The organism is uncultured Rikenella sp. (assembly GCF_947628055.1).
In the GTDB taxonomy this organism is placed as follows: Bacteria; Bacteroidota; Bacteroidia; order Bacteroidales; family Rikenellaceae; genus Rikenella.
This window is the reverse complement of record NZ_CANQYJ010000012.1, coordinates 26217-34879: the sequence shown is the minus strand read 5'-3', so window position 1 is coordinate 34879 and position 8663 is coordinate 26217. Positions and strand designations below refer to the sequence as shown.

Sequence of the window (8663 nt, the reverse complement as noted above, 5' to 3'; positions counted from 1 at the left end):
TGCAATATGTCAATTTCGTTAATCATCGTCCCATTGGACAGATAAAATATGCACTAATTTAATTCAACCAACAGGTATCACCTATTATTTCGAAGCTTCAGAGACCAGAACCGGCAAACAACGGGAATGGAAATTGAAAAATAAAAAGTATTGACTTGGCGAGTGACATAATTAGTCGAAAATTCCTCTTATATACCCCATGCAAATTACGTCACTCATCCGGAGAGACTGAAACCTCACAGTGTAAGGTTGCGTTTTTAATTACACCGTGCCATTTAAAGAGAAGCAGGTACAAACAGCAGAACTTTTTTTGAGGGGGAAATAGCCGAGTTCTATATAAAGCTCTGTTCTGAATCAAAAAAAGTTCTGTTATTGTCGCCGGATTTTTTGAGCGGGAAATGATTTTTTCTAAAGAAAAGAGCTTTACAGAATCCTATTTTCTGTCAGGCATTTTTTGTGTTGCTCCTGTATTGTGCGTTTCAGGCTACTCTGTTTATAACCCCTCCCTCCTTTTTTCTTGGAGAAATCTTTCCGGGATACCTATCTCTTATTTATTCGCACGATAGCCATTAAGACAGCCACAATGTTCGTAAACCTATAATAACAAGCCTTATGGATAGACGAACCTTGGTTGAGAATCATGTACTGTATCCTCAGTCCACCGTGGTGGAGGAGTTGATCCAGTGCGGAAAGCTGGATTGCGAATCGCTTTACGACACCGGTTGCGAGGTGTTGGAATGGTGGTTGGTGAGCGACTGGTTGACTGATAAGCTCCGAGGACAGGGTGAAGTAATCATCGACGATTACGGATGCTGTTGGTGGGGGCGCACCACGAGTGGACAAGCCGTTTACATGGACGGTGTGATGGCTGAAATCTGCGGCGGGATGGAATAAGCCGACACGCCCAACATTACGACTAACATAGTTTGGAGTCAATAGCGAATTTTTGGAAAGTTTCGCCGAAATTTGCCGGTGCAATACCCCAGAGGAGTGTTTCGCAGCAAAACATTTTCTATCTTTGCCCCTGTCGGGAGCCTTTTCGGAGACCCCGGCAGACATATTTCGATGAAAGTGTTTAGCTTTTATCCTGAATCGGAAATCTGGAAAATTTCAAAGCATCAGGGATAAGCAATTGACACTCATCACTTGTATAGGTACCTCTCGTTCTGAGACGTGTGCTATATACAGGTGTGGGGTATTGTTTATTTGATGCAAGGGCATTCCAGAGCCTCCGATTCGATAAACTAACGACTCCACACTTTCTTTTTTCTACCTATCCACCGCAGAGGAGTCGATACGGTGTTTTATTCCAATGACACAAAAAGAAAAAGCCCTACAGCAGGCAGTAGAACAGGCGTTAAAAGACTGTGATTCTTTTTACGAAAAAGGTAAAAAGTTAAATGTTTTAAAAATCTCAAACGTTGAGTTTAATTCCAAGAACTTACAACCCGAAGATGTGGATGACAGTACGTTAGAACGATGTACTGGTGGAGACTATCACGGTTCTTGCAGGCTTGAGACAGACATAGACGGGAATATTAAAATAGAACAAAATTACGTGATAACTGTCTCTTTTAAAGTCAGACACTACGATTCCCAAACAAACCAGTTTACCGCAAGAATAACTAAAGTAACAGTTAACACAGGAGCCTACTAATCATGAAAAAACTACTGTTTTTGCTGATGGGTAGCGCATTGCTGTCCGGATGCAGCGAGTATGACGATAGTGAGTTACGCAATGGACTGAATGATGTGAATGGTCGGGTAACGAGGTTGCAAGAAGAACTTTCCGCCTTGCAAACCATCGTAACGGCTCTACAATCGCAAGTTACGATCACCCAAGTAGAAGAAAATACGAACGGGTACACGATCCATTTCTCGGACGGTAAGAGTGCAACGATCCGGAACGGGATGAATAGCGGCGATGCACCTGAGATTGGCGTGAAACAAGATAAAGACGGGTTCTATTATTGGACGGTGAACGGCAGTTGGCTGACCGATGATGCAGGTAAGAAAGTGAAAGCACAAGGTACGGATGGGACAAACGGAGAAGACAGCACGAGTGGTAAAGATGGCATTACGCCTCAACTGAAAATCGAGAATGGGTACTGGTATATATCCTATAATAACGGCAGTACTTGGACACAACTCGGCAAGGCCGTGGGTGAAGATGGTAAAGATGGTAACAGCATCTTCAAAAGTGTAACGGAAGACAAAGACAATGCCTATTTTACGTTGACCAGCGGAACCGTTCTTACGGTACCGAAAAGCGAGGGCGCGAAGTTTGCCATTGTTTTCAATACGACCGATGCCGCTATTTTGAACGGAGGCGAGAGCAAAACGATTTCTTACACGATCACAGGAAGTACGGAAAATACGGTTGTCAAAGCGATTGCACAAGACGGCTGGAAAGCGATCGTTAATCCGACCTCGACTGCCGAGGGGACGATTACCGTAACGGCTCCCAACCCGATTGTCGAAAGTGAAATCCTTGTATTCGTCAATGACGGAGAGTATCGAACTCTTATGGCTACCTTGAATTGCATGCAGGGTCAGGTTGTTCTGGCTGATAATGCGATCGATACTCCCTCTGAAGGAGGAACCGTAGCCATTAAATTAATGACGAATATGGATTATACGGTCGAGATTTCTGCCGATGCTCAGTCGTGGTTATCGTTGGCTCCTGCGACCCGTGCTTTGCAAGAGAAGACGCTCTCCTTTCAGGTTGCTGCCAACGAGGGGACTCAACGTTTTGCAACAGTCTTTTTGAAAGACGAGCAGAAAAACACCCTGCAAACGATTATGATTCAGCAGTTGGGTACCTGCACGGAAGTACATGTCGAGACGAAAGGCGAACTGGAGAACGTATTGTCAGGCTATGACTATGCCCGCATCAAGTCGTTGAAAATTACGGGGATATTGAACGATGCCGATTTCCTGTTTATCTACTATTCGATGCCTGCTTTGACTGACCTCGATATTTCCGAAGTAAATATTACGGAGTTGCCGGCAAAAGCTTTTTATTCTAAAAATGTGCAAAAATTGATTCTTCCTAAAACCTTGACCATTATTAGTGAAGGATTGCTTGCTTATACCGCATTGACTACTGTAGAAATTCCAGCTAGTGTGGAAACGATACAAGCCTCGGCATTCAAAGGCTGTTCTAAATTAGCAACGGTAACTTTTGAACCGGGGTCTCAGTTGAAACTAATCGGGGGTGCACTTGATGCTACCTATTCTAATATCTATCATGGTGCCTTTTCGGACTGTTCCTCGTTAACCTCTATTGAAATTCCGGCCAGTGTGGAGACGATTCAAATATGTGCATTCAAAGACTGTTCTAAATTAGCAACGGTAACTTTTGAACCAGGGTCTCGATTGAAAACGATTGCAGGAGGTTATGGTGCAAGTGGATATGATGGTCAATTTTATTATGGTGCCTTTTCGGATTGTTCCTCGTTAACCTCTATCGAGATTCCAGCCAGTGTGGAGATGATTGAAAGTGCTGCATTCCAAGGCTGTTCTAACTTGGCAACAGTAACCTTTGAACCAGGGTCTCAACTCAACACGATTGGAGGAGGACAGTACTTCTCTTACTATTATGGAGCCTTTGCTGGGCTATATTTGACGACAGTGGATATGTCGAATTGTACACAAGTAACTTCTATCGAGGATTATGCCTTTTGGGGTAATTCAAGCGTGCAATTGTTCAAGATCGGCACCTCGATTCCTCCCCGGATTGGTACCGGGGCATTGACGGATATTGGTAAAAAAAGTTTTTTTTGCATTTTAAAAGTCCCATCGTCGTCGGTGACGGCCTATAAGGCTGCCGATGGATGGAGCCAATTCGCTAATATCACAGGGCTGGATGAATAAACCGAGATTCTTCCTCAACCAGAAACAAGAACAAACAAAATCGTTAAACCATATCCAGCAATGTGTTGCAACGCATAGCTGGTAAAAAACAAAACGGTATGAAGAAACGAAGAAAAGCAGTAGGGCATAACAGAAGAAAAGACAAACCGGCACGAGAAAAATTAAGAAAAGTAGAGTATTTTGTATCAGAGAATTATAATCCAGATGCAGGTTTTATGGATGGAGGAAATGAAGATGATAAAACTGATGTAGGTCTATTTCACCGATATGCAGATTCTTATCGAATATGCAAAGATGCGTATTGTCCTCTTACAAAGGCAATTATCGAGATAGAAGCAACTGGAGAAATTAAACATATAGAAACTACCCAAATCAAACGCTTCATTAACGACTGATATAAATCCGTAAAAGCGACAACAATGATGAACAATCAATGGCTTGAATTAATCGAAGAGTACGATAAGCTCAGTAAGCACAGAACGATTTGCTTGTTCCAAACACTGCGCTCTCCTCTTAGCCGGGTACGCAAGCATGTACGAGAACAGTGGGAGCAAATCATAAAAAGCCATAAAAATCAATTATCCAAAACCAAAGACTTCAATGATCTATACGAAAAACTGGAAAACCTGAAAATTCCGGGAATAGGCCATGAATCTATCGTGGATACTGCAAACAGAATCGCGGATGATTACAACATCCCCATAGATGATTCTTGTTGGGCTTGTCATTGTCTGAGTGCACCTCGCAATACCGACTTAAATACGCTGATAATTGCGTTGGAACAGGCGGAATTAACACCAAAACAAAAAATAGACTTCATCCTCACTTTCAAAACCAGGATTCGACGGTTGCTAATTCACTGTTGTATTGCTTAGTTTCTATTTCACCCCGCTCCGTTTCCGAGGCAGAGCGGGGTCTCTTTTTTCTGTGACATATTTTCCCGAAGGTATTATAAATGACTTTTCCGGAGATTGCGTCACCTGCGCCTAAGACCAATGCTTTTATATAACGATTCTTTCCGACAGCGAGGACAGACTTTTACAAGGGGGCTTTAAATAGACCGTTTGAAAAAGTTTGTCCTTGCTGTTTTAATAAGCAACAAAGCAACGCAATATTCCAAATAAGGAGAGAATTGGGGAAAATTGTGTCGCACGTTTTTTGCCGTTTTAGTTTGTATCTGTAAAATTTTCAGATAATTCACTTCATTCATTAACCTTACAATTTGTTTAAACCAGCGTTTAAACCGAACGAAAAGAGAGAAACAAGTGGCGAATGAGCTGTGTGTAAATCGTTGTATAACAGCGTTTTTTACAACGAAACTACCATAGCTCAGTTGGTAGAGCAAAGGACTGAAAATCCTTGTGTCCCTGGTTCGATTCCCGGTGGCACCACCTTGTAAAAGCCTTGGATCCTCGATCGGAACCAAGGCTTTTTTCGTTCCGGTTCTCCGGTTCGGAACAGCCTCTTCCGGAAGACCGACGATTCCGCCTTCTCCTGAACAGTACGGCATCCATAATCAAACCTTTCGGCGGAATACGTTTTGTTTTTCATTATCTTTATCCGGTTCGATAAACTCTTTTGCAATGGACATCACGCTGAACATCGACGAAACCACTTGTATCCGCTGCGGACACTGCGCAGCCGTCTGCCCTTCGCAGATATTCACGCAGGCCGGCCCGCGCGAAGCGGTCGGGACACGGAATATCCAGACCTGTATCGCCTGCGGCCATTGCGTGGCTGCCTGTCCTACCGCTTCGGTCATCCATTCGGCGTTTCCGGAGACGACAGTGCATTCTGTCGACCGGAATGCCATGCCTGCGCCAGAACAGGTGATGCTACTCATCAAGGCGCGCCGGTCGAACCGGGCTTTCGCCCGCGAGCCGGTGCCCCGCGAAAAGCTGGAACAGATCGTAGAGGCGGCCCACCGGGCTCCGACGGCCAGCAATATGCAGCAGGTCTCGTTCACGGTGGTGACCGATCCGGAAAAGCTGCGACAGATCACTCTTATTACTCTCGACATTTTCGGCGGCGTGCTTCGCAAATTGGAAAATCCTTTGCTCAAACCGCTCTTGCGGCGGATGCTGCCGGGGGTTTACCATTATCTGCCTGTCTTCCGGCGCCTGATCGACGAACAGGCCAAAGGGAATGACCTGATTCTGCGCGGTGCGACAGCCGTACTTTTTATCCACACGCCCTCCGCTTCCCGCTTCGGGCACGCCGATGCCAATCTGGCTTATGAAAATGGTTCGCTGATGGCGGAAAGTCTGGGTATCAGTCAGTTCTATACGGGTTTCATCTGCTCGGCGATCGAGCAGGATCACCGGAACCGATTCAAGGAGTTGCTGGGTATCGAAGGGAAAATCCAGGCGGGGATGGCGCTGGGAATACCGGCATTCCGATTCCCGAACTATATCGACAAGAAACCGGCAGAAGCGACGTGGCTGTAAGTTTCCCGCTTGGACGCTGGTCTGCCTGAAAGAGAGAACTCAAGAATTTTTCGCAAGCTCTGTCGGCGAATGTCGGTTTGCCGACAGCTTTTGTCTTTGTGTTTTCTCTCTTTGGGCCGGGAGAGGCGATTGCCGTTTTATTGTAAGTTTTTATTTTCGGTTGTCAGATAAAGCTCAGTCAGCCGCGCCACAGCATAATCGCCCAGCCTTTCGGACGGAACGACCAGCCACTCTGCCGGCAAGGCCAGCGCCGACAGATCCGGAACCGCAATCCGGTGGAACACAGCGTGGATAATCCGATGCGAAAGCACATGCTTCGGCATCCGCACCGATCCGACTAAAGTATATATTGAGAGGAAAGAAGGCAGCGGCAGAGCACCGAACTCGGTTTCGGAACCCGTCTCGATCAGCGGGAACTCATACAACCCTTGCCAAATATCTCTCCCTTCCCGGCGGCAGATTACCGTTCGCCCACGTTCGTCCGTGATATGGAGATAGTGGAACCAGCGCGGAGTCTGTTTTGTTCGGCCTTGTTTGACCGGCCGCCCGCCGATGGTTCCGTATTTCCGGGCGAGGCAGTTCCCCGCCACCGGACACTCCCCGCACTTGGGCGACTTCGGCGTGCAGACCAGCGCCCCCAACTCCATGATCGCCTGATTGTAAAGCCCGGCGCCCCGATGACCCGGCACCAAGAGATAGTCGTCCAGCAGTCCTTTCGCTAACGAAGCGAATTCTCTTTTGCCGGCTGCCGTGTCAATCGGTGCAGCCAAGTCGAACAGACGGCTGAGTACGCGGTACACATTTCCATCCACCACAGCATACGGAACATCCGCCGAGAATGAAACGACGGCTGCCGCCGTATAGTCGCCGATCCCTTTCAAAGCCCGGACAGCGGCGTATTCCGTCGGGAATACGCCGCCGTGCAGAGCTGCAACCTGCTGCGCCGCCGAATGCAAGTTGCGGGCGCGGCTGTAGTAGCCTAACCCCTGCCACAACTTCAACACCTCGTCTTCCGGAGCGGAAGCGAGGTCGGCGACGGTGGGGAAGCGGGCCACGAAACGGTCGTAATAGTCCCGCCCCTGCGCCACGCGGGTTTGCTGGAGAATCACCTCCGAAAGCCAGATGCGGTACGGGTCGCGCGTTTCGCGCCACGGCAGGGGGCGGTGGCTGTCGAGGTACCATCGAATCAGTGCAGGGAAGTCCATCGGGTCATTCGTCCGTTTCGGTCAGCGGGGCGACCTTCAGACGAGCGAACCGGATCAGGTCGTCCGGCGCGATCTTGATCTGAAGCCCGCGGACGCCGGCGCTGATGTAGATATGCTCGAAACTGCGGCAAGTCTCGTGAATATAGGACGGAAAAGTGCGCTTCATGCCGATCGGCGAACAGCCGCCGCGGATATAGCCTGTGGTCTCGAACAGTTCGCGCAGGTGGATCATCGCCGCGCTCTTGTTTCCCGACACCTTAGCCGCGGCTTTGAGGTCGACCTCCCGGTCGCCGGGGACGATGCAGACGAAAATGCCGCTGCGGTCGCCCCGCAAAACCAAGGTCTTGAACACTTGCCGAATATCCTCGTGCAGCTGTTCGGCCACATGGCCGGCATCCAGATGTTCTTCGTCCGTCCGGTAGGGAATCAGTTCGTAGTCGATCCCGGCTTTGTCCAACAGTCGGGCGGCATTGGTCTTGGAAATTTTCATGCGTTTGGATTCGACAGGTTATAATCGGACAGTACGTTCAACAATACGGCGAGAGACCAGGCGAGCGCGTCCAGCGCTTCGGGTATGCGCCACCGGATGCGCGGCTCCCCTACCTGGTTGGATACCGAGCGGAGCTGCAAAAAAGGCGTTTTTTCGGCGGCACAAACCCCGAAGAATGCGGCTCCTTCCATCGACTCCAGCGCTTCGCCGCCCCGCAGCGGCAGGGGAGAACAGGCGCTGTTGACCGATCGGGCGGCGATCGGGCGGAAATGCTCCCGCAGCGGCTCCGCATAAGGGCATACGATGACCTCAGCTTCCGGCAGGGTGTCGAACGGTTCAAAAAGTCCCGTTTCGGGCCGCCAGGCCCCCAGGTCGGCCTGGTAGTCGCTCCTGACCAGCACCGTGTCGCCCACCGAGAGGTGTTTGTGGGGCAAAGCTCCTGCGATCCCGGCCTGGATAATGAGGCCGGGCCGTCGGTCGCGAATGATGCGCAGCGCGGCGCCGGCGGTAGCGCCGGCGCCTATGCCGCCGACGTGCCAGAACAAGTCGCGGCCGGCGCAGCGGTCGCCCAAAAGGTCGCGCAGGGGGTTCTGCTCCGATTCGGTGGCACTGAGTATGGCGATGGCGTTTTTCATTTTCGGGCTT

General features: G+C 49.1%; 9 protein-coding genes and 1 tRNA gene. 7 read left to right on the top strand and 3 right to left on the bottom strand.

The genetic code is table 11. The annotated features are described in order from the left end of the window. Window positions 1-612: 612 nt before the first annotated feature. From Q0Z93_RS02285 to Q0Z93_RS02255, 7 genes are all read left to right on the top strand, one after another. Window positions 613-894, top strand: coding sequence for a hypothetical protein (locus tag Q0Z93_RS02285; RefSeq protein ID WP_298062160.1), 282 nt, complete (start codon window positions 613-615; stop codon window positions 892-894). Window positions 895-1312: 418 nt separating this feature from the next. After that, on the top strand, window positions 1313-1657 hold the full coding sequence (locus Q0Z93_RS02280; protein WP_298062158.1) for a hypothetical protein: 345 nt from the start codon (window positions 1313-1315) through the stop codon (window positions 1655-1657). A gap of 2 nt (window positions 1658-1659) precedes the next feature. After that, window positions 1660-3876 (top strand): PL29 family lyase N-terminal domain-containing protein, encoded by a 2217-nt coding sequence (locus tag Q0Z93_RS02275; protein ID WP_298062156.1) that lies wholly within the window; start codon window positions 1660-1662, stop codon window positions 3874-3876. Between the two features lie 65 nt (window positions 3877-3941). Continuing rightward, window positions 3942-4271: a hypothetical protein gene (locus Q0Z93_RS02270; RefSeq protein ID WP_298062154.1), complete on the top strand. Its 330-nt coding sequence runs from the start codon at window positions 3942-3944 to the stop codon at window positions 4269-4271. 24 nt (window positions 4272-4295) lie between these two features. Continuing rightward, complete coding sequence (locus Q0Z93_RS02265) at window positions 4296-4751, top strand: hypothetical protein (protein ID WP_298062153.1); 456 nt, start codon at window positions 4296-4298, stop codon at window positions 4749-4751. Between the two features lie 447 nt (window positions 4752-5198). Next, window positions 5199-5267, top strand: a tRNA-Phe gene (locus Q0Z93_RS02260). 192 nt (window positions 5268-5459) lie between these two features. Beyond that, complete coding sequence (locus Q0Z93_RS02255; RefSeq protein ID WP_298062151.1) at window positions 5460-6323, top strand: nitroreductase family protein; 864 nt, start codon at window positions 5460-5462, stop codon at window positions 6321-6323. A 137-nt stretch (window positions 6324-6460) separates the two neighbouring features. Here Q0Z93_RS02255 and mutY read toward each other — a convergent pair whose 3' ends face one another. The 3 genes from mutY to Q0Z93_RS02240 are packed head-to-tail and all read right to left on the bottom strand — an operon-like array spanning window position 6461 to window position 8653. Beyond that, on the bottom strand, window positions 6461-7528 hold the full coding sequence (mutY, locus tag Q0Z93_RS02250) for an A/G-specific adenine glycosylase (protein WP_298062149.1): 1068 nt from the start codon (window positions 7526-7528) through the stop codon (window positions 6461-6463). A 4-nt stretch (window positions 7529-7532) separates the two neighbouring features. Then, the gene (gene ybaK, locus Q0Z93_RS02245) at window positions 7533-8018 is read right to left on the bottom strand and encodes a Cys-tRNA(Pro) deacylase (RefSeq protein ID WP_298062148.1); all 486 of its coding nucleotides are present in this window, start codon (window positions 8016-8018) and stop codon (window positions 7533-7535) included. Continuing rightward, window positions 8015-8653, bottom strand: coding sequence for a hypothetical protein (locus Q0Z93_RS02240; protein ID WP_298062147.1), 639 nt, complete (start codon window positions 8651-8653; stop codon window positions 8015-8017). Before Q0Z93_RS02240 ends, ybaK begins: the two co-directional genes overlap by 4 nt. Window positions 8654-8663: the final 10 nt, after the last annotated feature.